The sequence below is a fragment of the Natrononativus amylolyticus genome (assembly GCF_024362525.1).
GTDB classification, from domain to species: domain Archaea; phylum Halobacteriota; class Halobacteria; order Halobacteriales; family Natrialbaceae; genus Natrononativus; species Natrononativus amylolyticus.
The window spans coordinates 1,441,858-1,468,350 of record NZ_CP101458.1 but is presented as its reverse complement, the minus strand read 5'-3'; the positions used below and the strand labels follow the sequence as shown (position 1 = coordinate 1,468,350).

The following is a 26,493-nucleotide window of genomic DNA, read 5'->3' as shown; positions in this document are numbered from 1 at the left end:
CAATGAGTGACGTCGACACCGACGAGACGACTGTTCGCCGCGCGGTCGTGCTGGATTACTTGCCCCACGGGCTGTCGGACGACGGCCGGCCGCAGTACCAGAAATCCCCGGCCGGCTACGCGCTCGGTCTCGAGGACTTCCAGCTCTACGAGATCGCCTTCGATCCCGACGAGCGGGTGACGATCGGCAACCGCGTCGTCGTCGACCCGGCCGACGAGCGAGACGTCGTCGACGAGTGCCACACCGTCGCCTACGAGGGCCTCACGTCGGGCGCCCAGTCGGAACTCGAGTACGTCGTGGGCGACCTGGTCGAAGAGGACGAGGAGCGGTTCGTCGACTTCTACAACGAGGCCCAGCCGATCACCCTCCGGCTCCACCAGCTCAACCTCCTCCCCGGGATCGGCAAGAAGCTGCGAAACGGCATCCTCGACGAACGAAAGCGCAAGCCCTTCGAGAGCTTCGAGGAGCTCGAGGAGCGCGTCTCGGGACTGCACGACCCCGACGACGTGCTCGTCCAGCGCATCCTCGAGGAACTCCGCGACGACGACCTGAAGTACCGGACGTTCGTCGGGCGGCGCGATCAGCAGGCCTGACGCCGGGTCGGCCGACGGACGCGGCGCGCCGCCACAGACACCCCGCGGTGCCGAGGCGGTGCGTTTACACTCCTCGCGGCCGAACCCGCGGCAATGAGAGATCCAGACGGGCTGATCGCCCGCGCCGGCGTGCGGGGCGATCCGGACCGCGATCAACACTTTCTGGTCGACGATCGGGTCCTCGACCGACTGCCGACCTACCTTACGGAAAGCGACGCCGACTCGAGCCACCTGCTCGAGATCGGCGGCGGAACCGGTGCGCTGACCGACCGACTGCTCGCGGTGGGCGACCGGGTGACTGTCGTCGAGCGCGACGCCGTCCTCGCCGAGTTCCTCCGCGAGGAGTTCGTCGAGGAGATCGACGACGGACGACTGACGGTGCTCGAGGGCGACGCCCTCGAGGTCGACCTCCCCGACTTTACGGCCTCCGTCTCGAACCTTCCGTACGGCGTCTCGAGCGAGATCACCTTTCGCTTGCTCCCGGAAAAGCGCCCGCTCGTGTTGATGTTCCAGCAGGAGTTCGCCGAGCGAATGGTCGCCGAGCCCGGTACCCCCGAGTACGGGCGGCTGTCGGTGTCGACCCAGCACTACGCGGACGTCGAGATCGTCGAGTCGATCCCGAAGGAAGCGTTCTCGCCGCCGCCGGCGGTACGGAGCGCGGTCGTCCGGGCGATCCCGCGCGACCCCGACTACGAGGTCGACGACGAGGCGTTCTTCCTCCGGTTCGTCAAGGCGCTGTTCACCCAGCGGCGCAAGACGATGCGCAACGCGATCCGGAACACGGCTCACATCTCGGGGCTCGAAGACCCCGACGCCGTCGTCGACGCTGCGGACGACGACCTCCTGAGAAAACGCGCCGGTGCCGTTAGCCCGCGAGAGTTCGCGGCGCTCGCCGGGCTCGCCGCCGACGTCGGGCGTCCGGAGGACGGATGAGCGGATGGGCGGCGGACTCGAGACGGATCGGCGGTCCGCGAGTGGAAACCGGGACCGAAAAGTACGGGACGCTCGAGGCAGTGATACGGTGAGGAGCCGAGACAGATGTACGAGGTACTGATCGGACTCGACTGGCTGGCCGAACGGTTCCCGGCGACGAACCAGCGACTCGCCGTGACGATCGCGGCGGTCGGCGTGTTGCTGTTCGCGTTGCTCTCTTACCGGGACCTCCAGCGGTGGCTCAACGAGCGAACGCGCCCGCTGTACGCCGACATCGTGACGACGGTCGGGCTGCTCGCGACGGCCCTGTTCTCGATCGCCGTCATCCTCGGCGTGTGGGGTCAGACCGGTGAGGTGCAGGAACTGTACGCCGACCAGGAACTCGGCGGCGAGACCATCGCGCTGGTGATCTTCTCGTTCGTCATCGTCGTGAGCACGTACATCGTCACCCGCGTCGTCCAGCGGATCCTGCACGACGTCCTCAGCTCCTCGTCGGCGGTGACCGACCACCAGCTCGAGATCTCCCACCGGCTCTCGCAGGTGCTGATCTGGTTCGTCGCGCTGTTCGTCATCCTCGGCATCTGGGTCGACGACCTCGGCGGATTGCTCGTCGGCGCCGGCTTCCTCGGGATCGTCCTCGGGATGGCCGCCAATCAGACGCTGGGGTCGGTGATCGCGGGCTTCGTCCTGATGTTCTCGCGGCCGTTCGAGATCGGCGACTGGATCGAGGTCGAAGACGAGGAGGGGATCGTCACCGATATCTCCGTCTTCAACACCCGCATCCAGTCGTTCGACGGCGAGTACATCATGATCCCGAACGACGTCATCGGCTCGAGCGTCGTCACCAACCGCTCGCGGCGCGGACGCCTGCGCGTCGAGATCGACGTCGGCGTCGACTACGAGACGGACCTCGAGGAAGCCGGCGACCTCGCGCTCGAGTGCATCGAGGATCTCGACGAACCGATGGCCGTTCCGTCCCCACAGGTCGTGACGAAGGAGTTCGGCGATTCGGCGGTGGTTCTGGGGCTTCGGTTCTGGATCGACAAGCCGAGCGCGCGCCGGGAGACGAACGCGCGGACCGCGGCGATTCACGCCGTCAAATCCGCCTTCGACGACGGGGCGATCAAGATCCCGTACCCCCAGCGCGAACTCTCGGGTCGACCGGAGACGGAGGGGGTTCGCATCCGGGACGGCTCCCCGCCGGACCGGCGGGCGAGCGCGGCCGACGCGGACGAGACCGAAACCGAGATGCCCGGCGCAACCCCGGAGGACGAGTAGATGGACCTCGCAGAACGCCGCGGGCTCGAAACCGACGTCTACCAGCCCGCCGAGGACTCCCGGCTGCTCGCGGAGACCGCCTGCGATCGGCTAGCAGGACGAGAGACCGTCCTCGAGGTCGGCACCGGGTCGGGCTACGTCGCAGAGCGGATCGCGAGCGAAACGGCCGCCCGCGTCGTCGCCGCGGACGTCAACCCTCATGCGACCCAGCAGGCGCGCGACCGCGGCCTCGAGGCGGTTCGTGCCGATCTCGTCTCGCCGTTCGCCGATGACAGCTTCGACGCCGTCGTCTTCAACCCGCCGTACCTGCCGACCGACCCCGACCACGAGTGGGACGACTGGATGGAGCGGGCGCTCTCGGGCGGCGAGGACGGCCGCGCGGTGATCGAGCCGTTCCTCGAGACCGTCGGCCGGGTCCTCGCCCCCGACGGCGTCGTCCTCCTGCTGGTGAGCAGCCTCACCGGCGTCGAAACCGTCGTCGACCGCGCGGGCGAAGCGGGGTTCAGCGCGGCCGCCGTCGCCGACGAGTCGTTTCCCTTCGAGACGCTGACGATCCTCGAGTTGTTCCGCTAACGACGGGGTCTCCCCCGATGGCGGTACTGGCAACAGGAAACAACCACTCCTTCCGGTACCCTGTTATCCATGCTATCCATCCGAGGAGACGGATGACCGGTTCTCGAGGGCAGCTGCTCGGTATCTGGCGGCGGACGGTCTCGCTCGGCTGGCCGATCGCCGTCCAGCAGACGCTCAACACGCTGATGCGGACCGTCGATATCGTCGTTACCGGACTGTTCTCGCCGGCAGCGGTCGCCGCGGTCGGTCTCGCCGATCTCTACGCCCAGATCCCGCTGCGGGTCGGTCTCGGCCTCGGCACGGGTGCGATCGCGCTCTCGAGCCAGGACACCGGTCGCGGTGCGGAGCGAACCCGCGATGCAGCCATCACGCAGGCGCTGGCGATCGGTTTCTGCTGTGGGATTCCGTTCGTCCTCCTCGGGCTGCTGGCCGGTCCGCTACTCATCGCTGCCCTCGGAGCGGAGTCGGAGGTCGTTCGGCTGGGTGGGCTCTACCTGACGCTCGTCTTCGCCGCCGCACCGATGCGGATCGTCGGCATCGTCGGTGCCCGTTCGCTACAGGGAACCGGGGATACGCGGACCCCGATGGTCGTCAACGGCGGCGCGAACGCGCTCAACATCGTGCTGACCGTCGTTCTGGGGCTGGGGATCTGGATCGCCCCGGGGCTGGGCATCGTCGGTGTCGGAATCGCGACCGCCGTGAGCCGAACGTTCGAAGCCGTCGCCATCGTTGGCGCGATCGCCCACGAGCGAACGCGACCGTCGCTGGTCCCCTCGACCGACGCCACGATCGCTCGCCAACTCGTCGCAGTGAGCGTCCCGAACTTCGCCGAGGGGATGAGCACGTCGGTAGCGAACTTCCCGTTCAACGCTCTCCTGTTGTTGTTCGGTACCGAGGTGAACGCGGCCTACCACATCGGCCGGCGGATCTACCAGCAACTCACCGGGCCGCTGTACCGCTCGTTCGGCACCGCCTCGAGCATCATCGTCGGACAGACGCTGGGCGAGGGGGATCCCGACGGGGCGCGGTTCGCCGGTCACGCCATCCTCGCACTCGGGGTCATCACTCTAGGGTTCTGTGGCGTCGTCCTGTTCGTCGCCGCCGACCCCCTGGCGCGGATCTTCACGCAGGACCCGACGACGATCGGCTACGCGGCGGAGTTCACCCGCGTGTTTGGCGTCTCGATGCTCTTCTTCGGGATCTTCTTCCCGCTCGCCGGCGCGCTGCGAGGTGCCGGCGACACCAGAACGCCGTTTTACGCCCGGTTCGTCGGCGCGTTCGCGGTCATGCTCGGCGTCTCCTACGTCGCAGGAATCGTACTGGGCTACGGTCTGCCCGGCGTCTACGCGGGAATCGTGTTGTCGTACGTCTGCTGGGCCGTCGTCGTCGGGGTCGGCTTCCGCTGGGGTGGGTGGGCGGAGACGGCCGCGAACATGATGGAAGAACGGGCCGACGCCGAACGGCAGCGATAGACGGTCCGACCGGCGACTCGCTTCTACCTGGCGGCTCGAATCGGCCCGATAGGGATTACTGTAATGCATTTCTGGATATGGTAAATATTAAGCGTCGGCATAGCCTAGCCCGGCGTACGCATGACCGAGTACGTTTCGACCACGCCCGGGCTGTTCCCGCTTCCGGACTGGGCAAAAGACGATCTTTCGGGCCTGAAAGGCCACCAGAAACACGATCTCGTCAGCGGCGACGAGGGCGAGGCGATCACCGGCGTCTACGACGAGGCGCGCGCCGAGGTGATCGACACTCAGCACGCGGTCGGCCTCGACCGAATCGCCGAGGGCCAGCTTCGCTGGGACGACATGCTCGCACACCCGCTGGCCGTCCACGACGCCGTCGAGACCCGCGGCATCGTCCGGTACTACGACAACAACAACTTCTACCGGGAGCCGGTCGTCTCCGGCGACCTCGACTTTTCGGGTGACGTCGCGCGGGAACTCGAGACGGCCGCCGCTGGATCCGACGCACCCCTCCAGGCGGTGCTTCCCGGCCCGTACTCGCTCGCGGATCTGGCGACCGACGAGCACTACGGCGACGAAGCCGACTTCCTCGCGGCGATCGCGGAGTTCCTCGCGGGCGAACTCGAGGCCTTCCCGGACCACGAGACGCTGTTCCTCCTCGAGCCCTCGCTGGTCGAGAGCCCGCCGGGAGACGGACTCGACGAGCGCGCCAGCGAGGCGATCGACGCCGTCGCGGCCGCCACGGACGCCGACGTGGTCGTCCACACCTACTGGGGCGCCATAGAGGAGAAGGTGTACGCCCACCTGCTCGACGCCGCGTTCGAGGCGGTCGGCTTCGACTTCGTCGCGAACCAGGACGAGAACCTGTACAACATCCAGGAGTACGGCACGAAGGGCGACATCGCGCTCGGACTGGCCGACGGTCAGAACACGCTGGTCGAGGATCCGGAGGCGATCCGCGACCGCGCCGACTGGGTGTTCGACCAGCTGCCGGCCGCCGAGTTCGACACTGCCTACCTGACGACCAACACCGAGACGTTCTACCTGCCGTACAGCAAGTTCGAGGCCAAACTCGAGGCGCTCGCCGACGCCGCGGCGCTCACCGAGGTGAACACCGTATGACGAACGAGAACAAAGACCAGTTCCGACCCGCCGATCACGAGAACGAGCACTTCCTGCTGACGACCGTCGTCGGCTCCTACCCCAAACCCAAGTGGCTCAACCGGGCGAAGGAGCTGTACGAGGACCCCGACCACGAGTTCGACGAGGGCGATTGGCGGGAGGCGACGGACGACGCCTCGAGGCTCATCACGGCCGAACACGAACGCGCCGGCCTCGACGTGGTCGTCGACGGCGAGATGCGCCGAACGGAGATGGTCGAGTACTTCGCCCACCGGATCGACGGCTACGAGTTCAACGGCCCGGTGAAGGTGTGGGGACACAACTACTTCGACAAACCCAGCGTCGTGAGCGAAGTCGCCTACGACGAAACGTGGCTCGTCGAGGAGTACGAGTTCACCGCCGAGGCGAGCGACCGGCCGGTCAAGGTCCCCATTACGGGTCCGTACACGCTCGCGAACTGGTCGTTCAACGAGGCCTACGAGGACACCGAGGCGCTCGCCTACGACCTCGCCGACCTGGTCAACGAGGAGATCGAGAAGCTCGTCGAGGCCGGCGCGCGCTACATCCAGATCGACGAACCCGCCCTCGCGACCACCCCCGACGACCACGCCATCGTCGGCGGCTGTCTCGAGCGCATCGTCGACGATATTCCGGAAGAGGTCCGCGTCGGGCTCCACGTCTGCTACGGCGACTACTCCCGGATCTACCCCGAGATCCTCGAGTTCCCCGTCGACGAGTTCGACCTCGAACTCGCCAACGGCGACTACGACCAGCTCGACGTGTTCACAGACCCCGCGTTCACCAAGGACCTCGCGCTCGGCGTCACCGACGCCCACGTCGCCGAGGTCGAGTCCGTCGAGCAGATCGAGCGGAACATCAAGAAAGGGCTCGAGGTCGTCCCGCCCGAACAGCTCGTCGTCTCGCCGGACTGCGGACTGAAGCTCCTGCCGCGGGAGGTCGCCTACGGCAAGATGGCGAACATGGTCGAAGCCGCCCGAAACGTCGAGGAAGACCTCGACGCGGGCGAGATCGACGTCGAGCGCGGCGCGCCCGCACCGGCGGACGACTGATCCGGCCGCGACGGCGTCGCTCGTTTTCGCGGACGCTGGCGACTCAGCGACGGCGCCGGGCGAGTGCGCCGATCAGCGCGACTCCCACCGCGGCGAGTGCAGCGAGCGGGCCGAAACCCGGCATTCGATCGGCGAAACTCGTTTCGCCCGCGGGCTGTGACCGGTCGCCGTCACCCGACTGTAGCTGCAGGACGACCACGACCTGTCCGTGCGAGTCCTCCGTCTGGTAGCTCCAGCCGCCGACTTCCTCGTAGGGAACCGCGTCCTCGAGCGGATCGACGTCGGTGTCCCACGCCTCGTTGGCCTGCTGGACGTAGCCGACGACCTCGATTCTGTCGGCGTGCTCGCCCGCTATCTCGACGTCGGTGTACTCGATCGTGGCGTCGTCCTCGAGGCCGTGCCACTCGACGCAGTGTGAATCGAGGGAGCCGTCACCCTGGGGACTGTCGTCGGTCGTCCCGAACTGGTCGGCGTCCAGCGGCCGGTCGTAGTGCTCCGTCAGCGGGAACTCGACGACCACCGGGTTCGCGTCGGGGTGCCAGTCGAGGGGGTCGCCGGTGTCGATCGTGGCGGTCGTCTCGGGGACGGTCTCGCCGACGATGAACTCGCCCTCTTCGTTCAGCAGGGTGACGCAGATCTTCCCGGAGCCGTCGCCGGCCATCGGGTCGCGGTACCAGTCCCGCGGGTTGAGGTAGCTGATCCACTCGCCGTCTGGATCTTCCATCTCGAAGTACTCGTCGCCCTCCTCGGGCACGTCCTCGAGGTACGGCTCTTCCGTCGCGTTCGCGTCGTCGGCGAGCGCCCCGCCGGACGCCGACACCACGGCGACCGGGCCGGTGAGGAGAGTACACAGTGTGACGATAACCAGAACGCGGTTTCGAATCGACGTTCGCTGCGTTGACATGGATTGAAGGGGGTGAGGCTCGGTCCGCCGTCGGGAATACGGTAGAGAGGGCTTTACTCCGGCCGCCGCCGGCGAATCCGACCTGTCTACCGGCCGGTACCAGCAGCCGCTACGTAGCTATGATCGACGTACAGCCCGTAGGGCTGGCGTACTCGAGACGCCAGGCGGTGACTACCACCTGTCCTTCTAGACGCCGAACCACCAAACGCTAACTACCGTCCGGGTGAACGTCCCCGTATGACCCTCGACGTCGGTGTACTGGGGTATCGCTTCATGGGCAAAGCCCACGCGAACGCGCTCGCCCGGCTCCCGATGTTCTTCCCGGACGCGCCCGCGGTCGAACGGAGCGTCCTCGTCGGCCGGGACGAGGAGGCGCTGGCCGAGGCCGCCGACCGGCTCGGGTTCGAGTCGACGGCGACCGACTGGCGCGACGTGATCGACGACGTCGACGCCTTCTACAACCTCGGACCGAACCACGTCCACGCAGAACCCTCGATCGCCGCCCTCGAGGCCGGCACGCCGGTCTTCTGCGAGAAGCCGCTCGCGCCGACGCTCGAGTCGGCCGAAGAGATGGCCGCGGCCGCACGGAGCGCCGACGTTCCCAGCGGCTGTGCGTTCAACTACCGGTTCGTCCCCGCGATCCAGTACGCGAAGGAACTGCTCGAGCGGGGCGAACTCGGCGAGATCCACCACGTCCGGGGCCGCTACCTGCAGGACTGGCTCGTCGACCCCGAGGCGCCGTGGTCCTGGCGAAACGATGAGGAGATGGCCGGCTCGGGCGCACTCGGCGACCTCGGCGCGCACACCGTCGACCTCGTGCGCTTTCTCGCCGGCGAGGTCGACCGCGTCAGCGGCCAGCTGAAGACGTTCGTCGACGAGCGCCCCGTCGAAGGGGGAGACGAGACCCGCCCCGTCACCGTCGACGACGCCTACACCGCCCAGATCGAACTCGAGAGCGGTGCGATCGGCACGCTCGAGGCCTCCCGCTTCGCCACGGGACACAAGAACGACCACACGATCGAGATCCAGGGATCGGAGGGGAGCCTGCGCTTTTCGCTCGAGCGCCTGAACGAACTCGAACTCCTCCGGGAGGGCGACCGGGGCTACGAGACGATCCTCGTCACCGACGAGAACGACCCCTACGTCGACCACTGGTGGCCGCCGGGGCACGTCATCGGCTGGGAGCACACGTTCGTCCACGAGAACTACGAGTTCCTCTCGGCTGTCGAGTCGGACGGCGAGTTCGAGCCCAGCTTCGAGGACGGCCTCGCTGCCCAGCGGATCCTCGCGGCGATCGCAGCGAGCGACGAGCGCGGCGAGTGGGTGAGCCTCGAGTAGGACGGGGTTCGAATACTACCGCTGGGCGCCGACGCCTCCGATCGGCGATTCCGCGAACGGATCGAACCGGACGTTGCTCACGCCGTCCTCGAGCCCCTCCGAGATGGCGTCGCCGTCGCCGTCGGCCGGTCGACTGGTCTCGGGGTCGGTGAAGGCCTCGTCGGGGTCACCGAAACTGGCGGGACCGGTGGCCGCACCCCAGTAGTTTCCGGTCGCCAGAACCTCGGCCTGTCTCGGCGGTTCCGGCTCCCACTCGTCTTCGTACCCCGGGTCAGATCCAGCCTCGACGCCGTACTCATCGTTGCGACAGATGTGGCTCCCCTCGACGGTGGCTCCCGCGTTGAAGGCAGACAGCGAGATTCCGACGCCGTTCTCGACGATGCGACTGGCCGTCACGTCGGCGCTACCCTCGTGGCCTACCCGGAGACCCGCGTTCTCGTTTCGCTGCAGCGTACAGCCGGTGATCGACGCGTTCGATCCGCCCCAGATGTCCGGATTTCCGTCCAGGACGATTCCCCGGTAGTTGTCCGCGAGAACGCAGTCCTCGAGCAGCCCGCCGTCGACGTAGAACCTGAAACCGTCGACGTTATCGACCGCGGTGATTCCGGTGTAGCTCCCGCCGTTGTTCAACCTCGAGAGGATTCCCGCGCGGGCGCCGCGGACCTCGACGTTTTCGACCGCGGTCTCCCAGACCATCTCGTCTCCCCGATCCCACGGGTTGACGACGATGCAACTGGGGTCGGGGTACCGGAAGTCTCCCTCGTAGGCGGTGTCGCTCAGGTCGATCGTGTGTCCGTTCCCTCGAAGCGTGACGTCGTCGGCGTCGATGACGATACAGCCCGGCTGCTCGAGTTCGACCGGCGCGAGGTCGGCGACGAGTTCGTACTCGCCGGGTTCGTCGATCACCGTACACGAGTCGATCTCGGTCGGCGTCTCGGCGTCCGTCGAGTCTGACGTATCGGTCTCGCTCGAGCCGTCCTGTTCAGCCGAGTCATCGCCTCCGAGCGAATCGTCCGCCCCGCTCGAGTCGTCCCCGGCGGCGGAGGCGGCCGTCGCAACGGTAGCCAGCCCGACACCGGTGAGACCGAGTCTCCGCAGGAGGGTTCGGCGGCTCTGTTCGCTGTGCGTTCTGGAAGTATGCCGTGCAGCCATCAGTGCAGTCGCCGCGCCGGACACCAATATATTGGACCACATAATATCTGAAATATAATCCGCTCCGGTGTACAGTTCAACGGGTCTTCCAGAGCGACCGTCAGGACCTGCTCACGGGCGCGGTATCGAGGCCCTTTTTATCCGGCCGATCGAAGGAGAGCCCGTGCTGTCGGTCGAACTCCACGTCCACTCGTCGCTCTCCTACGACGGCCGCGACCCGGTCGAACTCATCCTCGAACAGGCCGCGGCCGTCGGCCTCGACGCGGTCGCCATCACCGATCACGACGAGATCGACGCGAGCCTCGAGCTCGTCGAGCGAGCATCCGACTACGGGCTGGTCGGCGTTCCGGGGATCGAGATCTCGAGCAAGGCCGGCCACGTCCTCGGTCTCGGCGTCGAGGAGGCGGTTCCGCCGGGACTCTCCTACGAGTCGACCCTGGAAGCGATCCGAGCCCAGGGCGGCATCGCCGTCGTTCCCCACCCGTTCCAGGAGTCGCGCCACGGCGTGATGACCCGGATCACCCGCGAACAGCTCGCCGAGGCCGACGCGATCGAAGTGTACAACTCCCGGTTGCTCACCGGCCGGGCCAACCGCCAGGCCGAGCGCTTCGCCCGCGCTCACGACCTGCCGATGACCGCGGGAAGTGACGCCCACATCAGCGAGATGGTCGGTCAGGCGGTCACCCGCGTCGGCGCGACCGAACGCAGCGCAGACGCCATCCTCGAGGCGATCGCCGCCGGCGAGACCTCCGTCGAGGGCAAACGCACGCCCTGGCGGATCAGCTTCCGGCAGGCCGCCGGCGGCGCGAAACGCCGCGTGAAGAGCCGGCTCGCGGAGCTGCTCGGATGACGCTCCGCGGGGCTGACGAGACGGTCGTCCGTCGGGCGCTCGAAACCGGCGACCCATTTCCCGGAACGGCGGGTTTCGCCGGCGAACTCGACGGGCGGCTCGTCCGCGACGTTCTCGGGCGGGTTCCGCTGTTCGTCGACCGGGAGGCCGCAGGTGTCGAGTGGGCGTTTCGTCCGACCGCCCTCGAGAACCCGTCCCCGTTCCCCGCCGGCGCCGTTCGCGACGCAGCGGGGACGGCGAAGCGCTGGCATCTTCCCGACCCCGAGCCGGAAGCGGACCGGGACGCGGCCCTCGAGGCCGTCGACGGCGCGATCCGAACGGCGGTCGACGCGACCCGCGACGGCGGCGACGTCGCCGTCGCCTTCTCCGGCGGCGTCGACTCGGCGCTGGTGGGCGAACTGCTCGACGCGCCGCTGTACGTCGTCGGCTTCCCCGACAGTCACGACGTCGAGGCCGCCCGCTCCGCCGCCGAGGCGATGGGCCGCGAGCTCACCGTCGTCGACCTCGAGCCGGCAGACCTCGAGCGCGCGGCCCCCGCGGTCGCCCGGGCGATCGGCCGGACGAACGCGATGGACGTCCAGATCGCGCTCCCGCTGTATCTCGTCAGCGAGGCCGTCGCCGCCGACGGCTTCGATCGGCTCGCGGTCGGCCAGGGCGCCGACGAACTGTTCGGCGGCTACGAGAAGGTGGTCCACCTCGACCACCGCGTCGAAGCCGACACCGTTCGCGGGGCGGTCCGCGAGCAGATTCGAACCCTCCCCGAACAGCTACCGAGGGACGTGCTGGCCGTCGAGGCGGGCGGCGTCGACCCCGTCGCCCCGCTGCTTCACGACGCGGTGGTGACGGCGGCGCTTCGCCTGCCGACGGCGCTGCTCGCCGACGAAACCCGTCGAAAGCGAGCGCTCCGGGAGGTTGCGACGGAGTACCTGCCCGAGCCGGTCGCGATGCGAGAGAAAAAGGCCGTCCAGTACGGCAGCCTGGTCGCCCGCGAACTGGATCGGCTGGCCCGACAGGCGGGGTACAAACGCCGGATGGACGACCACGTCACCCGGTACGTCGAGTCGCTGCTCGAGACGCGTCCCCGGTAGTCAGGTCCAGACTCGGAGGCAGTTCGTCGAGCAGAAGTGGAGGTCGATCCGCTCGTCCGGATCGTGTTCGACGTAGGTCGTGAGCGTGTACGCGATCCCGTCCGTCCCGGCACAGTTGTCGCATTCCATATGCTCGAAATCGAGAACGTAGGGCTTGGTTATGCTGCGCCTATACCGCCCTCTGGCTGCGCCAGGAACTCGATACAGCGGCGTCTCAGGCGAGTGCGCCTTCCTCGGCCTCGAGCAGTTCGTGATACCGGTTGCGGATCGTCACTTCGGAGATGTTGGCGACCTCGCTGACGTCGTTCTGGGTGACCTTCTCGTTGGTGAGCAGCGCCGCGGCGTAGACGGCCGCCGCGGCCAGCCCGACGGGAGATTTACCCGAGTGAACGCCGGTCTCCTTGGCCGTCTTCAACAGGCCGCGTGCCCGCCGCTCGGTCTCGTCGGAGAGGTCGAGGTCGCTCGCGAAGCGCGGGACGTAGCTCTCGGGGTCGGCCGGTTTGACCTCGAGGCCGAGTTCGCGGATCACGTAGCGGTAGGTGCGGGCGATCTCGTCCTTCTCGACGCGGCTGACGGCGGCGATCTCGTCTAAGCTGCGGGGGGTGCCGGCCTGGCGGGCGGCGGCGTACAGCGACGCCGTCGCGACGCCCTCGATCGACCGCCCCGGCAGGAGGTCGTCCTCGAGCGCCCGGCGGTAGATCACGCTCGCGGTCTCGCGGACGTTCTTGGGCAGTCCCAGGGCGCTGGCCATGCGGTCGATCTCGCCGAGGGCCTGCTTGAGGTTGCGCTCTTTGCTGTCGCGGGTGCGAAAGCGCTCGTTCCAGGTGCGGAGACGCTGCATCTTCTGTCGCTGGCGCGAACTCAACGCCTTGCCGTAGGCGTCTTTGTCCTGCCAGCCGATGTTCGTCGAGAGCCCCTGATCGTGCATCATGTTCGTGGTGGGGGCGCCGACGCGGCTCTTCTCGTCCTTCTCGGCCGAATCGAACGCGCGCCACTCCGGCCCGCGGTCGATCTCGCCCTCGTCGACGACGAGCCCGCAGTCCTCACAGACGGTTTCTCCGTGCTCTGCGTCGTTTACCAACCGGCCGTCACACTCCGGACAACGAACCGTCGACCGCTCGCTCGACTCGGACGACTCCACCGCCTCTGTGGTGCGCCGCTGGCTCGTCCGAGTTCGGATGGGGGAATCTGTCATGGGTCTGGTGCGTGGGGTGCGCCGGAAAACTCTAGCGTGTTTCTACACACGGCAGAACTGCACTTAAATACTGTGCCTTACAGACGATACGAACTTCTGAAACGTGCGTAGAAGCTGTATATCCCCCGTTCGTGGATATCGGCAGTTCGGCTCCGCCGACGGTATCGAAACCCTTACTCCCCGCAGGCCGGTGGGAGAGCATATGAGCGACGACGCCGTCAACCCCGAGGAAGTCCGCCACGTCGCGGCGCTGGCCCGGGTCGACCTCACCGAGGAGGAGGTCGACCGGTTCGCCGCCCAGTTCGCGGACATCCTCGAGTACTTCGAGACGCTAGACGAGGTGCCGGCGGTCGACCGCGAGGTCGACCTGGTGAACGTGATGCGTCCGGACGAGACGCGACCGTGTCTCGACGAGGCGCTGCGAAACGCCCCGGAGACCGAGGACGGCTACTTCAAAGGGCCGAACGTGTCCTGACCATGTCGGCGAACATCTTCATCACCGAGGAGACGATCGAGGGCGACGACGACGGACCGCTCGCGGGACGAACCGTCGCGGTCAAGGACAACATCTCGACGGCCGGCGTCCGGACGACCTGCGGCTCGAAGATGCTCGCCGAGTACGTCCCGCCGTACGACGCGACCGTCGTCGAGCGCCTCAAAGACGCCGGGGCGACCATCGTCGGGAAGGCCAACATGGACGAGTTCGGGATGGGGACGACCAACGAGACCTCCCACTTCGGTCCGGTCGACAACCCGGCCGCCCCGGGGCGAGTTCCCGGCGGGTCGTCCGGTGGCTCCGCGGCGGCCGTCGCCGCCGGCGAGGCCGACCTGGCGCTCGGCTCGGACACCGGCGGCTCGATCCGCTGTCCCGCCGCGTTCTGTGGCGTGGTCGGCATCAAGCCAACGTACGGGCTGGTCTCCCGGTACGGACTCGTCGCCTACGCCAACAGCTTGGAACAGATCGGCCCGCTCGCGCCCACCGTCGAGGAGGCCGCCGAACTGCTCGAGGTGATCGCCGGCAGCGACGACCGTGACGGCACGTCTCGAGAGGCGGTCGACGACGCCGAGTACGCCGCCGCGGCCGACGGCGACGTCGACGGGCTGCGGATCGGCGTTCCGACCGAACTGCTCTCCGGCGCCGACGAGGGCGTCGTCGAAACGTTCTGGGACGCCGTCGCCGACCTCGAGTCCCAGGGCGCCGAACATCACGAGGTCAGTCTCCCCTCCGTCGGACACGCCGTCGAGGCCTACTACGTGATCGCGATGTCGGAAGCCTCCTCGAACCTCGCCCGGTTCGACGGGGTTCGCTACGGTCACACCGCCGAGGAGGCTGGCGGCAACTGGAACGACGCGTTCGGGCGCACTCGTGAGGAGGGGTTCGGCGACGAGGTCAAACGGCGCATCCTGCTCGGAACCTACGCGCTCTCGGCGGGCTACCACGACAAGTACTACAAGAAGGCCCAGGACGCCCGCGCGTGGGTGAAACAGGACTTCGACGAAGCGCTGTCCGAGGTCGACGTCCTCGCGTCGCCGACGATGCCCGTACCGCCGTTCGAACTCGGCGAGAGCCTCGAGGACCCCCTCAAAATGTACCTCGCAGACGCCAACACGGTGCCGGTGAACCTCGCCGACCTGCCGGCGATCTCGGTTCCCGCCGGCGAGACCGACGGCCTCCCCGTCGGACTGCAGTTCATCGGCCCTGCCTTCGGCGAGGAGGCGATCGTCCGGGCGGCGAGCGCGCTCGAGTAGCGAGTACCCGTCCGCCGAAAATCGAACTGTGAACCGCCGTTACTCCTGGTAGGCCAGGTTCATGATCCACTGGGAGAAGGCGTCGCTGTTGGGGTCGACCTCCTCCTCGCCGATAAACGGCGAGAGCATGTCCCCGGCCATCAGCAGCGTGAAATCGAGATCGCGAGCCGTCGGCGAGATGTAGTAGGTGTTGTGACCCTGGTACACCGCCTGCTCGCGGTTGACGAGTTGCTTCTCGACGAGCGACTCGACGATCCGGCTTCCCTTGCGCGAGGAGACGTCGAGTTCCTTCCAGAAGTCGCTCTGGTGAATCCCGCCCGTCTCGCGAACGAGTTCGAGACCCGCCAGCTCGTCCTCGGTAAGTTCCGACTCGGCGACAGGGGGTGAGGCGCTCACGGCGACCACCTCTCGACCGTGCTACTCGCTCCTGGCAGGAGTGCGTCCATACCCGGATAACGTACCGCAATCCGCTTAAAACTGCCCTTCGATCCCGACCGGCTCGTAGGCGGTGCGACAGGGCGGACCGTCGGCGAACTCGTAGCGGGTCCGCTCGCCGACCGCGAGCAGCGACGACGACCGCGTCCCGTAGCCGTCGCCGTGGATGCAGACGCCGTACTCGTGATCGCCGAGGACGGTCCCCGCGCGCTCGAGCCACCCCTCGACGCGCTCGTCGTCGCGGGGCTCGAGCGCCTCCCGGACCGCCCGCGCGCTCTCGGCCTGTCGTTCGCCGAGGTCGCGACGCTCCGCCGGCAGCGCGAACGTCTCGTCGAAGCCGACGTTGACGACGACGTGGACGCCGGGATCGAACGCGGTCCGTGACAGCGATCCGTCCCACCCCAGGTGAATCGCGTCCTCGGCGTCGGCGACCACGAGGTTGAACCCCTCGTACTCGTGCTCGCTCGTCGTCCGCTCGACGTGAGCCGCGGCGTCGGCCGCGGACGTCGTCTCGAGAACGTCGGCGACGAGCAGGCCGCGCGAGCGCTCCCCGGCGAGGTCGCGCTCGGTCCAGCGGTTCGTGATGCCCGCGAACACGCCGTGTTCGTTCACGCCGATCCAGGTGCCGCCGGCCTCGACGTCGTGTGGCGCGATCACGAGCGGCGAGGCGCGGTAGACGTCGGGCGGGCCGGCGGGTCGGTCGAGCGCCTCGTCACGGTTGGCCGCGACCGCGACCGGTGCGTCCTCGAAGACCTGCCAGGCGAGCGTAAGGGTGCACACGACTCGAGTATGGTGTTCCAGGGGTTTCAACCTGCTGCGGGTCGTCCCGGACGCGACCTATCCGAGCGTCCCCGCGTCGATGCCCCGCTCCCGGAGGACGTCACGGACCGCCTCGCGGTCGACCGTCCCCGACGCGGTTCGCGGGAGGCCCTCGGCGACGGCAATCGTCTTCGGCCGCTTGAACCCCGCCAGCCGCTCGCGCCAGTGATCCCGGAGCGCCTCCAGCGCCGGCGATTCGTCTCCGGTACCTGCCTCGAGAACGACCAGCGCGGCGACGCGCTCGCCCCACTCGTCGTCGGGGAGCCCGACGACTGCGGCCGCCTCGACGAGCGGGTGACTCCGCAGGACGTCGACGACCTCGCCCGGATCGACGTTCTCGCCGCCGGTGATGATCCGGTCCGAGCGGCGGTTCAACACCCACAGCCTGCCGTCCGCGTCCCGGTAGCCGACGTCGCCGGTGTGGAGGCCGTACTCGCCGAACGCCGCCTCCGTCCGGTCGGCCTCGAGGTACCCCGGCGTCACCGTCGGCCCCGAGACGACGAGTTCGCCCGTCTCGCCGGCTCCGACGGGCGTCCCGTCCTCGCCCACGACGGTGACGTCGGTACACACGAGCGGCTGGCCCACGGTTCCCTCGTGGGTCGCCGCCTGCGCGGGCGTCGCCGTCGCAATCTGGGAGGCCGTCTCCGTCATCCCGTACGTCGGGTGCGCCGGGACGCCGCGGCGGCGACAGCGGTCCAGCAGGTCGCTCGAGGCGGGCGCGCCGCCCAGCAGGACGAACCGGAGGCGAACGGGGGCCGACCAGCCGGCCTCGAGCAGGCGTTTCAGCATCGTCGGGACGAGCGAGACGCCCGTAACCTCGTACTCGTCGAGAACGCGCGCGGTCGCCTCGGCGTCGAACTCCCGCTGGACGACGGCGGTCGTCCCGTAGAGGGCGCTTCGGACAACCGGCGCGAGCCCGCCCATGTGGTACATCGGGAGACAGCAGAGCCAGCGGTCCTCGGGGAGGACGCCGAGACGAAACGCCGAGGCGGTCGCGCTGGCGACCAGGTTGCCAACGGTCAGGCGGACGGCCTTCGGCTCGCCCGAGGTGCCGGAGGTAAACAGGATCAGCTGGGTGTCCCCGCGCTCGAGGGCGACCGGCGACACCCCCCGGCCGCTCACCGCTCCGTACAGCGACTCGACGGCGTCGGCGCTCGGCTCGCCCGTCGAGAGGACGGGGGCGCGTTCGAGCGTGGCACCGTTCGCGAGGTCGACCGCGAGCCCCTCCGTGTCGGGCTCGCAGACGAGTCCGTCGAGGTCGAGCCCGTCCACCTTCGCCTCGAGCTCGCTCGCGGTCTCGGCGAGGTTGAGCGGTACGACGGTCGTTCCGAGCCGCATCGCGCCGAAGAAGGCGGCCGCGAACTCGAGGCCGGCCTCGAGTAAGAACCCGACCCGCCCGTCGGCCCCCCGGCGCTCGAGGCCGATCGCCGCGTCGTCGGCTCGCCGGCTGAACTCGCGGCACGTCCACGCGTCGTCCGTGTCGGCGTCGACGATCGCCGTTCGCTCGGGAGTCGCCCGCGATCGGTGCGTCAGCAGGTCCGCAGTCGGCCAGTCGACCGGCGCTCGCATTACCCGTTCCACACGTCCGAAACGCCAAGACCCTTCGCTTGTGGGACGACCGCGGCCCCCTTCTCGAACAGCACGGGGTCCCGACCGAGGTCCGCGGCGAGCAGGCTGCCCGTCGCCAGTCCGCAGGCGGGAACGTCCGGAATCGCCGCCGCCAGGTGGACCGCTCCGGTCCGGGCGACGACGCCATCGATCGTCGTCGTCACGATCGGCTCGAGGTCGAACTCGACGACCCAGGCGGCGACCTCCCGGGCGACGTCGACCCCGCCGAGGGCCATCGGTTTCAACACGACGGCGTCGGCCGCCCCGACGCGGCAGATCTCGTCGACGCCGTGCTCGAGCAACCCCTCGTCGAGGGCGATCGAAACGCCGCGGCCCCGGAGGGCGGCGTGGCCCTCGAGCGCCCCGGCGGGAAGCGGTTGTTCGAGCACCGAGACGCGGCAGTCGGGGTTGGCGAACGCCTCGACGGCGGTCTCCGCCTGGTCGATGGTCCACGCGCCGTTGGCGTCGGCGCGAAGCTCGACGGTCGGCCCCACCGCCTCGCGAACCCGACGGACGCGCTCGAGGTCGGTCTCGAGGTCACGGACGCCGACTTTGAGCTTACAGCAGTCGAAGCCGCGCCCGACGGCCGCGGCGGCGTCGGCCGCGCTCTCCTCGGGTGTCCCGTCGCTGACGGTCGCGTTCACCGGAACCCGCCCCACCCGCATCGGCTGTCCGAGCAGGCGGTACAGCGGTTTGGCCTCCCGTTTTGCCGCGAAGTCCGCAAACGCCAGGGAGACGGCGTGGCGTGCCGAGACAGCCCCGTCGACTGCCGCGAGCGCCGCCTCCGGCCCGCCGCCGTCGCCGATCGCGGCGGCCGCTCGCTCGAGGGCGCCCTCGCAGTCGGCGAGCGACTCCGTCCAGCCGGCGAGCGGCGTCGCCTCCCCCACCCCCGCCGTCCCGTCGTTGCGGTTGGTGACGCGAACGAGCACGCCGTCGCGCCCGTCGATCGTCCCGTGGGCAGTCTCGAGGGGCCGACACAGCGGCAGGCTGAACGACCGGTACTCGAACTCGAGCGCGTCGCGGTCGACGTCCGCGCTCGAGTCGGAGTTTGGATCTCGGCCCATCACACCACCAGCCCGAGTGCGAACAGCACCGCGAACAGTGCCAGCAGCTTGCCGGTCTGCTCGAGTGCCGGGTTCAACGCGGCGCCGTCGGTGCGCGTCCAGACGGTGCGTGCGATCAACGCGGCGTACGGCAGCGAGAGCAGCGGGAGGAGGACCGCCGGCCCGGCGTCGGTCGCGAGCCAGAACCACGCCGGCGTGCAATACGCGAGCACGAGCAGGGCGGTAAACTCGAGGCGACTCGCCCGGTAGCCGAGGCGAACCGCGAGGGTGTGTTTGCCCGTCCGGGCGTCGGTTTCCCGATCGCGCACGTTGTTCACGACGAGGATTGCGGTCGAGAGTCCGGCGACCGGGAGACTCGCGGCGAACGCCTCGAGCGTGACGGTCCCGGGCGGAACCGTCGTCGTGAGTGGCTCCGCGAGAACCGACGCCGCCTGGACGTAGAACGTGCCCATCACGGCGACGATGCCGAAGAAGACGAAGACGAAGGGATCGCCCAGTCCGTGATAGCCCAGCGGGTAGGGGCCGCCGGTGTAGGCCCAGCCACAGAGAACGCTCACGAGCCCGATCACGAGGATCGGGACGCCGCCGACGTAGACCAGATACGTGCCCGAGAGGATCGCCAGTCCGAAGGTGACGATCGTGGCGAGTTTGACCCGTTCGGGCGGAATGAGTCCGGACTGGGTGACTCGAGTGAAGCCCTCCCGGTCGTCGGTATCCGCCCCCTTCACCGCGTCGTAGTAGTCGTTCGCGAAGTTGGTCCCGATCTGAATCAGTGCGGCGCCGACGAACGCCATCAGCGCCGGCAGCGGCGCGAGTACCCCCTCGTGGACCGCGAGCCCCGTGCCGACGATGACGGGCGCCGCGGCTGCGGGCAGCGTCTGCGGCCGCGCGGCCATGAGCCACGCCCTCGTCCGTGAGACCTCTGCCGTCGTCATTACTCGAGTCTCCAACACGGGGGAGTGTCAACGTTGGCATTACACTGCCGAGATCAACAGTTCGTTCGCCGGGAACGACTCGGCCCGAGCGCGCTCTGGGTCGTCGTACTGTCGGATAGAAGTCAATGAGAAGTCGATCGCGATAGTTCGGCCGTCATCACTGAAGACGGCCGAGTTCGAGCGATCGATCTTCGAGTAGTTCTGTCCGACAGTATCAGTAGTGCCAGGGGTACTCCGAGAAGTCCGGCTCGCGCCCCTCGTTGAACGCGTCCCGACCCTCCTGGGCCTCGTCGGTCATGTAGCCCAGCCGGGTGGCCTCGCCGGCGAACACCTGCTGGCCGACGAAGCCGTCGTCGGCCATGTTGAACGCGTACTTGAGCATCCGCATCGCGTTCGGGCTCTTCGCGTTGATCTCGTGGCCCCACTCGAGGGCGACCTCCTCGAGGTCGTCGTGGGGGACGACCTCGTTGACCATGCCCATCTCCGCGGCTTCCGCGGCGGAGTAGGTCTTCCCGAGGAAGAACACCTCCCTCGCTTTCTTCTGGCCGATCTGGCGGGCGAGGTAGGCCGAGCCGAAGCCGGCGTCGTAGCTGCCCACGTCGGGGTCGGTCTGGAGGAACTTCGCGTGCTCCTCGCTCGCGAGCGTGAGATCACAGACCACGTGCAGCGAGTGGCCGCCGCCGACGGCCCACCCCGGTACCACGCAGACCACGATCTTCGGGATGTGACGGATGAGCCGCTGGACCTCGAGGATGTGGAGCCGTCCGGCTTCCGAGGCGCGTTCCTCGTTCCCCTCGTACTCGTAACCTGCTTCGCCCCGGATCGACTGGTCGCCGCCCGAACAGAACGCCCAGCCGCCGTCTTTCGGTGAGGGGCCGTTGCCGGTCAGCAACACGCAGCCGACGTCGGTCTGGCGTTTCGCGTGGTCGAGCGCGTCGTACAGTTCGTCTACCGTTCCGGGCCGGAACGCGTTGCGAACCGCCGGCCGGTCGAATGCGATCCTGACGGTACCCGAATCGACCGCCCGGTGGTAGGTGAGATCGCGAAAGTCGAACCCCTCGACCGGCTCCCACCGGTCGGGGTCGAAGAGGTCAGAGACCATGCTCGAGGCTCCGGACCTGACGCTCAAATAGGTTCCCGTCGGCACCGCTGGTCGGTCGGTTGCGCGAAAAAATCACGGTACGCGTGGACGGCTGGCTACCGATTAGACGCCGTCGTCGTCTTCGTCGTCGTCCATGCCGTTGTCTTCGTCGTCGGTGACGTTGTCCTCGTCGTCGTCGTCGAGGCCGTCGTCTTCGTCGTCTTCGCCGACGCCGTCGTCTTCGTCGTCGTCCATGCCGTTGTCTTCGTCGTCTTCGCCGACGCCGTCGTCTTCGTCGTCGTCCATGCCGTTGTCTTCGTCGTCTTCACCGACGCCGTCGTCTTCGTCGTCGTCCATGCCGTCGTCGTCGACGCCATCATCGTCCATACCGTCGTCATCCACACCGTCGTCCATTCCGTCGTCGTCTACGACGTCGTCGTCGCCGTTGTCACCGCAACCGGCAACGGCAACGGTCAGCGCAGTCGCTCCTGCCATTCCGAGGAAACGGCGGCGGGTTTTTCGAACCATAGCACCTCGGGTGTACCACGAACCTTTATTTAAGCGTTGATCTTGCATGACTCCAATACCCACAAATACTGAATATAAATTTAGAAGATACTCACAGAACCCGACTATTGCCGGTCGACGAGTCGGGAGTCGGCTGCCCGCCAGTCCGCGGCCGCCCTCGAGAACACCGCCTCTGCCCGCGCGGTCGCTTTCTCGAGAACGCCCTCCTCGTCGACCGTCGTCACGGCTCCGTCCTCGACGACGACGTCTCCGCCGACCAGCACCGTCCCGACGAGGCCCGCGTTCGCGCCGTAGACAACGTTCGGAATCGCCGTCCGCAACGGCTCGGAGACGACGGGCGCCGTCGACGGCGTCTCGAGGTCGAGCACCGCGACGTCCGCCCGTTTGCCGACCTCGAGCGAGCCGACTTCGTCGTCGATTCCGAGCGCCCGCGCGCCCTCGATCGTCGCGACGCGAAGCGCCTCCCGGGCGGGGAACGCCGTCGGATCGGCCCGGTCGGTCTTCGAGAGCAGCGCCGTCGTCCGCAGTTCGCGCAGGAAGTCGTGGCCGCCCGGGCCGGGCGCCTGGTCGGTTCCGATTCCGACGGTGCCGCCGGCCTCGCGGAACGCACACAGCGGCGGCGTGATCCCGTCGATGGCCGCGATCGAACTCGGGCAGGCGGCCATCCGAACCCCCGCGTCGGCCAGCCGCCGGCGCTCGGCCGCGCTCGCCCCGTGGAGGTGAGCCGCCAGCAGCCGATCGGAGACGAGCCCCAGCTCCTCGAGGACGCTCACGGTCGTCTCGCCGTCGCCGTAGCGGGCCTCGATCTGGCGGCGTTCGCGGTCGCCCTGGGCGACGTGCATGTGGACGCCCCGGTCGTGGCGTTCGGCGCGGCTGCGGATCTCCGCGAGCAGCTCCGGCGACACCATGTCGAGCGCCTGCGGGCCGTACATGGCGGACACCCGATCGTGGTCGGCGTACTCCTCGAACAGCGCCTCGTTTCGCTCGAGTGCGTCCTCCCCCTTCACCGGATCGAGCGGATACGGGTCGTCCGGACCGAGGTCGCCCGTCGACTCCGCGACCGCGTTGATCGTCTCCGTCGCGACGACCCGGACGCCCATCGGCTCGTACACCTCCTCGACGAGCCGGGAGACGTTCGCCGCGTACTCACCCATCGTGGTCACCCCCGAGAGCAGCGCCTCGAGGACGCCGAGTCTGGCGCCCGCGACGTGGTCGTCGTCGCCCATCGTCTCGGCGAGCGGGCCGAGCGCGCGGTTCATCCACTCGATCTCGGGGACGTCCTGGGCGCCGCCGCGAAGCAGCGTCAACCCCGTGTGCGCGTGGACGTTCACCAGCCCCGGTAGCGTCAGCGTCCCGGCGCCGTCGACGGTACGGTCGGGGTCGCCGTCGAACGACTCGGCGGTGCCGACGTACGCGATCTCTCCGTCCTCGACGCCGATCGTGGCGTTCTCGAGCGCTCCGAGTCCGTCGTTGCGCATCGTCAGCGCGAGCGTATCGACGATTGCGAGATCCATACTCGAGGCTCACGCGGTCGCCTCAAAAGTCATCGTATCTCAGCAATCCGAACGGTTTCCGTCGCCGGCCGATGCGCCTGTCAGGCGTCGGGGTCGACGTCTTCGTGGACGAACCCCTCGCGTACGCGGTGACTGGATTCGGCGTCGAACCTCACCTCGAGCACTTGCGTCCCCGCCCGCCCCACGGAGTCGCGGTAGGCGGCTTCGAAGTCGGAGCGGTCGACCCGCTCGAACTCGAGGTCGTACAGCGCCCCGGTCGGCTCGAAGTCGAGCCCGTGGGGCGTCTTGAACTGGCCGGTGAAGGGGGGATCGTGGTCCTCGATGGGGAGCATGTGGAAGATGCCGCCGCCGTCGTTGTTGATCAGGACGACCGTCGCGTCGACCCCGCAGCGCTCGAGCGCGAGCAGCCCGTTCATGTCGTGGTAGTAGGCGAGGTCGCCGGTGACGAGGACGAGCGGATCGTCCGTCGCACTCCCCGCGCCCAGGGCCGTGCTGACGATTCCGTCGATCCCGCTCGTCCCGCGGTTCGCCAGAACCGACAGCGCGGCCGACCGGGGCCGGGCGAACCGATCCGCGTCCCGGATCGGCATGCTGTTCGAGACGAAGATCGTCGCCGGATCGGGCGCCGCCTCGAACGCGGTGGCGAGCACCGACCCCTCGAAGGGGTCGGACTCGAGGGCCGCCGGTTCGAGCGCCCCGTCGCGGCGCTCCCAGTGGCGCGCCTCGGCGTCGCGAACCCGCTCGAGCCACTCCCCGTCGCCCCCCGTCGCGCCCGCCAGGTCGGCGGCGAGGGCCTCGAGCAGCGGGCCGGGGTCGGCCGCGAGCAGGTCCGTCGCGGTAAACGTCGCCTCGCGCCACTGCCCGGCGGGATCGAGCAGGAACTGGCGACAGTCGGCGTCCCGCAGGGCCTGGCGCAGGGGTTTCGAGGTCGGGGACGCCCCCCACCGCAGGACGACGTCCGGCTCCGGAAGGGTCCCGACGTAGGCGTCGTACCCGCCGCAGACGACCCCCTCGTCCCCGACGTGCGGGCCGAACCGGAGTTCCGACAGCGGGTCGGCCAGTACCGGCGCGTCCACCGCGCGCGCGAGTGCACCCACGCGCTCGGGGTCGGGACGCTCGCCAGCCGGGTCCGCCGGGCCGGCGACCAGCAGCGGCCGCTCGGCGCCCTCGAGCACCCTCGAGAGCCGCGCTCGAATCCCCTTGTCGACCACCGACCGGCCCGCCGCCGTCTCGACGAACGGTCCCTCCCGCCCCTCACCGGCGAGCGTCTCGCGGAACGCCTCGGGGACGTCGCCGGGTACGGGGGTCGGCTCGAGGGGCTTGCGGAACGGGCAGTTGAGGTGAACCGGCCCCGCCGGCGTCCCCGTCGTCTCGGCCAGCGCGCGGGCGGCCGTCGTTCGCAACGACCTGACCTTCCGCTCGTCGGCCTCGGGCTCCGGCAGGTCGGCGTACCACCGGACCGTCCCTCCGTACAGCTTCACCTGGTCGACGGTCTGGTTCGCGCCGCTGTCGCGCAGTTCGGGCGGCCGGTCGGCGGTGAGCACGAGCAGGGGAACCCGCCCGCGGTCGGCCTCCAGTACGGCCGGGTGAAAGTTCGCTGCGGCCGTCCCCGAGGTGCAGACGAGCGCCGTCGGCTCCCCGGTCCGTCGCGCCCGGCCGAGCGCGAAGTACGCCGCCGAGCGCTCGTCGAGGTGTGAAAAGACCCGGATGTCCGGGTGACGGGCGAACGCGACCGAAAGCGGCGTCGATCGGCTCCCCGGGGCGAGACAGACCGCCTCGAGCCCGCCCTTCGAGAGTTCGTCGGCGAGGATCCGACCCCACAGCGTCGCCCGGTTCGGAACCGTCATAGCTCGTCGAGGATCGGCCGGAACTTCAGCTGTACCTCCTCCCACTCCTCTGTGGGGTCGCTGTCGGCGACGATACCGTTGCCGGCGAACAGCGTCACCCGGTCGCCGGTCGCGACGCCCGAGCGGATGCCGACGGCGAACTCGCCGTCGCCCGCGGCGTCGAACCAGCCGACCGGCGCGGCGTACCAGCCGCGGTCGAACGTCTCGACGCTCCGGATCGTCTCCCAGGCGGCCTGCGGCGGCACGCCGCCGACGGCTGGCGTCGGGTGGAGCGCCTCCACGAGTTCGAGCACGTGGGTCTCGCGCTCGAGTTCCGCCTCGATCGGCGTCCGGAGGTGCTGGATCGTCGCCAGCCGGCGGATCGTCTGCTCGGCGACGGTGACCGTCGCGTCGAACGACTCCAGCTGGCGGCGGATCGAGTCGACGACGAGGCCGTGCTCGCGCTGGAACTTCTCGCTGTCGACCATCCGCTCGACGTACTCGTCGTCGGCCTCGGGGGTCTCGCCGCGGGGAACCGAGCCCGCGAGCGCCTCCGTCTCGACCCGACCGCCGCGTTTCGCGACGAGGCGCTCGGGCGGCGTCCCGAAGAACGTGCCGCCGGCGCTGTGATCGAGCAGGAACCGGTAGCAGTTGGGGTAGTGCCGGCGGAGCCGCTCGAGCGTCGCCGGCACGTCGAGTGTCTCCTCGAGGTCGACCGACAGCGCCTGCGCGAGAACGACCTTCTCGAGGTCGCCGCCGGCGATGCGCTCGAGGGCGGTCTCCACCTGGTCGGCCCACTCCTCGCGGCTCGTCGTCCGTCGGGTCGCGACGACGCCCGGGCGGGAGCCGCTCGGGCGCATCGCCGGCAGCGCGGCCAGCCGATCCCGCCATCGCTCAGTGCGGTCGTCGACGTCGCTCTCGTCGCCGACGACCGTCAGCCAGGTGCTCGAATCGTCGCGGACGACGAGGGCGCTCGGGACGACGAACGACGCGGCGTCGAAGCCGCCCCAGGGCGGGACGGGTTCGTGGCCGTCGTGAAAGGCGAGGCCGCCGAACGCCCGCGGGCGGGCGACGCGAGGGCCGTCGTGGTCGACGTCCGCGAAGGTCCGGCGAGCTGCCTCGCGGACCCGACGACAGCGCGCCGGCCCCGTCGCGTCGAAGCTGGCGGCGGCGCCGCAGCCGACGATCTCGAGGCCGTCGGGGGTGGTCCACTGCACGCGCGAGCCGCCGGCGGCCTCGAGGACGGCGCCGAAGGAGACGTCCTCGAGTTCGCAACTCCGGCCGACCAGGTCGGCGCCGCTGACCGATACGTTCGCCGTCTCCCCTCGACCGCCCGACGATCGCTCCATCGAACACAGTTCGGGAC

Annotated in this window: 26 protein-coding genes; 12 read left to right on the top strand and 14 right to left on the bottom strand. The window is 68.9% G+C overall.

Annotated elements, in window-relative coordinates; translation table 11 throughout:
* The first annotated feature begins 2 nt into the window (after nucleotides 1-2).
* The 7 genes from NMQ11_RS07725 to NMQ11_RS07695 all read left to right on the top strand — a co-directional run bounded on the left by NMQ11_RS07725 (nucleotide 3) and on the right by NMQ11_RS07695 (nucleotide 7,041).
* A complete protein-coding gene (locus NMQ11_RS07725) occupies nucleotides 3-593 on the top strand; it encodes a DUF655 domain-containing protein (RefSeq protein ID WP_255170826.1) in 591 nt (196 codons plus the stop codon).
* A 93-nt stretch (nucleotides 594-686) separates the two neighbouring features.
* The gene (locus tag NMQ11_RS07720; RefSeq protein ID WP_255170825.1) at nucleotides 687-1,526 is read left to right on the top strand and encodes a 16S ribosomal RNA methyltransferase A; all 840 of its coding nucleotides are present in this window, start codon (nucleotides 687-689) and stop codon (nucleotides 1,524-1,526) included.
* A gap of 105 nt (nucleotides 1,527-1,631) precedes the next feature.
* Nucleotides 1,632-2,804, top strand: coding sequence for a mechanosensitive ion channel family protein (locus NMQ11_RS07715; protein WP_255170824.1), 1,173 nt, complete (start codon nucleotides 1,632-1,634; stop codon nucleotides 2,802-2,804).
* Nucleotides 2,805-3,377 (top strand): HemK2/MTQ2 family protein methyltransferase, encoded by a 573-nt coding sequence (locus NMQ11_RS07710; RefSeq protein WP_255170823.1) that lies wholly within the window; start codon nucleotides 2,805-2,807, stop codon nucleotides 3,375-3,377. It begins immediately after the preceding gene.
* Between the two features lie 92 nt (nucleotides 3,378-3,469).
* Nucleotides 3,470-4,849 (top strand): MATE family efflux transporter, encoded by a 1,380-nt coding sequence (locus NMQ11_RS07705; RefSeq protein ID WP_255170822.1) that lies wholly within the window; start codon nucleotides 3,470-3,472, stop codon nucleotides 4,847-4,849.
* A 120-nt stretch (nucleotides 4,850-4,969) separates the two neighbouring features.
* On the top strand, nucleotides 4,970-5,971 hold the full coding sequence (locus NMQ11_RS07700; protein ID WP_255170821.1) for a 5-methyltetrahydropteroyltriglutamate--homocysteine methyltransferase: 1,002 nt from the start codon (nucleotides 4,970-4,972) through the stop codon (nucleotides 5,969-5,971).
* Nucleotides 5,968-7,041: a methionine synthase gene (locus tag NMQ11_RS07695; protein ID WP_255170820.1), complete on the top strand. Its 1,074-nt coding sequence runs from the start codon at nucleotides 5,968-5,970 to the stop codon at nucleotides 7,039-7,041. Before NMQ11_RS07700 ends, NMQ11_RS07695 begins: the two co-directional genes overlap by 4 nt.
* Before the next feature lie 43 nt (nucleotides 7,042-7,084).
* Here NMQ11_RS07695 and NMQ11_RS07690 read toward each other — a convergent pair whose 3' ends face one another.
* A complete protein-coding gene (locus NMQ11_RS07690) occupies nucleotides 7,085-7,945 on the bottom strand; it encodes a PGF-CTERM sorting domain-containing protein (RefSeq protein WP_255170819.1) in 861 nt (286 codons plus the stop codon).
* A 237-nt stretch (nucleotides 7,946-8,182) separates the two neighbouring features.
* Between NMQ11_RS07690 and NMQ11_RS07685 the strand changes: the two genes are divergently transcribed.
* Nucleotides 8,183-9,283, top strand: coding sequence for a Gfo/Idh/MocA family protein (locus NMQ11_RS07685; RefSeq protein ID WP_255170818.1), 1,101 nt, complete (start codon nucleotides 8,183-8,185; stop codon nucleotides 9,281-9,283).
* Between the two features lie 15 nt (nucleotides 9,284-9,298).
* Here the strand turns inward: NMQ11_RS07685 and NMQ11_RS07680 are convergent, their stop codons facing one another.
* Nucleotides 9,299-10,435 (bottom strand): NosD domain-containing protein, encoded by a 1,137-nt coding sequence (locus NMQ11_RS07680; protein ID WP_255170817.1) that lies wholly within the window; start codon nucleotides 10,433-10,435, stop codon nucleotides 9,299-9,301.
* Nucleotides 10,436-10,598: 163 nt separating this feature from the next.
* Between NMQ11_RS07680 and NMQ11_RS07675 the strand changes: the two genes are divergently transcribed.
* The gene (locus NMQ11_RS07675) at nucleotides 10,599-11,285 is read left to right on the top strand and encodes a PHP domain-containing protein (protein ID WP_255170816.1); all 687 of its coding nucleotides are present in this window, start codon (nucleotides 10,599-10,601) and stop codon (nucleotides 11,283-11,285) included.
* Nucleotides 11,282-12,373: an asparagine synthase-related protein gene (locus NMQ11_RS07670; RefSeq protein WP_255170815.1), complete on the top strand. Its 1,092-nt coding sequence runs from the start codon at nucleotides 11,282-11,284 to the stop codon at nucleotides 12,371-12,373. Before NMQ11_RS07675 ends, NMQ11_RS07670 begins: the two co-directional genes overlap by 4 nt.
* On the opposite strand, the gene NMQ11_RS07665 is transcribed toward NMQ11_RS07670, so the two are convergent.
* The gene (locus tag NMQ11_RS07665; RefSeq protein ID WP_255170814.1) at nucleotides 12,374-12,502 is read right to left on the bottom strand and encodes a hypothetical protein; all 129 of its coding nucleotides are present in this window, start codon (nucleotides 12,500-12,502) and stop codon (nucleotides 12,374-12,376) included. It lies immediately after the preceding gene.
* A gap of 85 nt (nucleotides 12,503-12,587) precedes the next feature.
* Nucleotides 12,588-13,568: a transcription initiation factor IIB gene (locus NMQ11_RS07660; RefSeq protein WP_255170813.1), complete on the bottom strand. Its 981-nt coding sequence runs from the start codon at nucleotides 13,566-13,568 to the stop codon at nucleotides 12,588-12,590.
* Between the two features lie 202 nt (nucleotides 13,569-13,770).
* Here NMQ11_RS07660 and gatC point away from each other — a divergent pair, with 202 nt between their 5' ends.
* Together gatC and gatA are read left to right on the top strand one after the other, a co-directional pair.
* Nucleotides 13,771-14,043 (top strand): Asp-tRNA(Asn)/Glu-tRNA(Gln) amidotransferase subunit GatC, encoded by a 273-nt coding sequence (gene gatC, locus NMQ11_RS07655; protein ID WP_255170812.1) that lies wholly within the window; start codon nucleotides 13,771-13,773, stop codon nucleotides 14,041-14,043.
* Between the two features lie 2 nt (nucleotides 14,044-14,045).
* A complete protein-coding gene (gatA, locus tag NMQ11_RS07650) occupies nucleotides 14,046-15,317 on the top strand; it encodes an Asp-tRNA(Asn)/Glu-tRNA(Gln) amidotransferase subunit GatA (protein WP_255170811.1) in 1,272 nt (423 codons plus the stop codon).
* 39 nt (nucleotides 15,318-15,356) lie between these two features.
* Here the strand turns inward: gatA and NMQ11_RS07645 are convergent, their stop codons facing one another.
* From NMQ11_RS07645 to NMQ11_RS07600, 10 genes are all read right to left on the bottom strand, one after another.
* On the bottom strand, nucleotides 15,357-15,722 hold the full coding sequence (locus NMQ11_RS07645; RefSeq protein ID WP_255170810.1) for a helix-turn-helix transcriptional regulator: 366 nt from the start codon (nucleotides 15,720-15,722) through the stop codon (nucleotides 15,357-15,359).
* 66 nt (nucleotides 15,723-15,788) lie between these two features.
* The gene (locus NMQ11_RS07640) at nucleotides 15,789-16,532 is read right to left on the bottom strand and encodes an NRDE family protein (protein ID WP_255170809.1); all 744 of its coding nucleotides are present in this window, start codon (nucleotides 16,530-16,532) and stop codon (nucleotides 15,789-15,791) included.
* A 57-nt stretch (nucleotides 16,533-16,589) separates the two neighbouring features.
* Entirely contained in the window at nucleotides 16,590-18,140 is a 1,551-nt protein-coding gene (locus NMQ11_RS07635) for a class I adenylate-forming enzyme family protein (protein ID WP_255170808.1), read from the bottom strand.
* Entirely contained in the window at nucleotides 18,140-19,243 is a 1,104-nt protein-coding gene (locus NMQ11_RS07630) for a mandelate racemase/muconate lactonizing enzyme family protein (RefSeq protein ID WP_255170807.1), read from the bottom strand. Before NMQ11_RS07630 ends, NMQ11_RS07635 begins: the two co-directional genes overlap by 1 nt.
* Nucleotides 19,243-20,178 (bottom strand): 1,4-dihydroxy-2-naphthoate polyprenyltransferase, encoded by a 936-nt coding sequence (locus NMQ11_RS07625; RefSeq protein WP_255170806.1) that lies wholly within the window; start codon nucleotides 20,176-20,178, stop codon nucleotides 19,243-19,245. Before NMQ11_RS07625 ends, NMQ11_RS07630 begins: the two co-directional genes overlap by 1 nt.
* A 214-nt stretch (nucleotides 20,179-20,392) precedes the next feature.
* The gene (locus NMQ11_RS07620) at nucleotides 20,393-21,280 is read right to left on the bottom strand and encodes a 1,4-dihydroxy-2-naphthoyl-CoA synthase (RefSeq protein ID WP_255170805.1); all 888 of its coding nucleotides are present in this window, start codon (nucleotides 21,278-21,280) and stop codon (nucleotides 20,393-20,395) included.
* Nucleotides 21,281-21,382: 102 nt separating this feature from the next.
* Complete coding sequence (locus tag NMQ11_RS07615; protein WP_255170804.1) at nucleotides 21,383-21,787, bottom strand: hypothetical protein; 405 nt, start codon at nucleotides 21,785-21,787, stop codon at nucleotides 21,383-21,385.
* A gap of 104 nt (nucleotides 21,788-21,891) precedes the next feature.
* Nucleotides 21,892-23,301: an amidohydrolase family protein gene (locus tag NMQ11_RS07610; protein WP_255170802.1), complete on the bottom strand. Its 1,410-nt coding sequence runs from the start codon at nucleotides 23,299-23,301 to the stop codon at nucleotides 21,892-21,894.
* 80 nt (nucleotides 23,302-23,381) lie between these two features.
* A complete protein-coding gene (gene menD, locus NMQ11_RS07605) occupies nucleotides 23,382-25,148 on the bottom strand; it encodes a 2-succinyl-5-enolpyruvyl-6-hydroxy-3-cyclohexene-1-carboxylic-acid synthase (RefSeq protein WP_255170801.1) in 1,767 nt (588 codons plus the stop codon).
* The gene (locus NMQ11_RS07600) at nucleotides 25,145-26,476 is read right to left on the bottom strand and encodes an isochorismate synthase (RefSeq protein ID WP_255170800.1); all 1,332 of its coding nucleotides are present in this window, start codon (nucleotides 26,474-26,476) and stop codon (nucleotides 25,145-25,147) included. The genes menD and NMQ11_RS07600 overlap by 4 nt, the downstream gene beginning before the upstream one ends.
* Nucleotides 26,477-26,493: the final 17 nt, after the last annotated feature.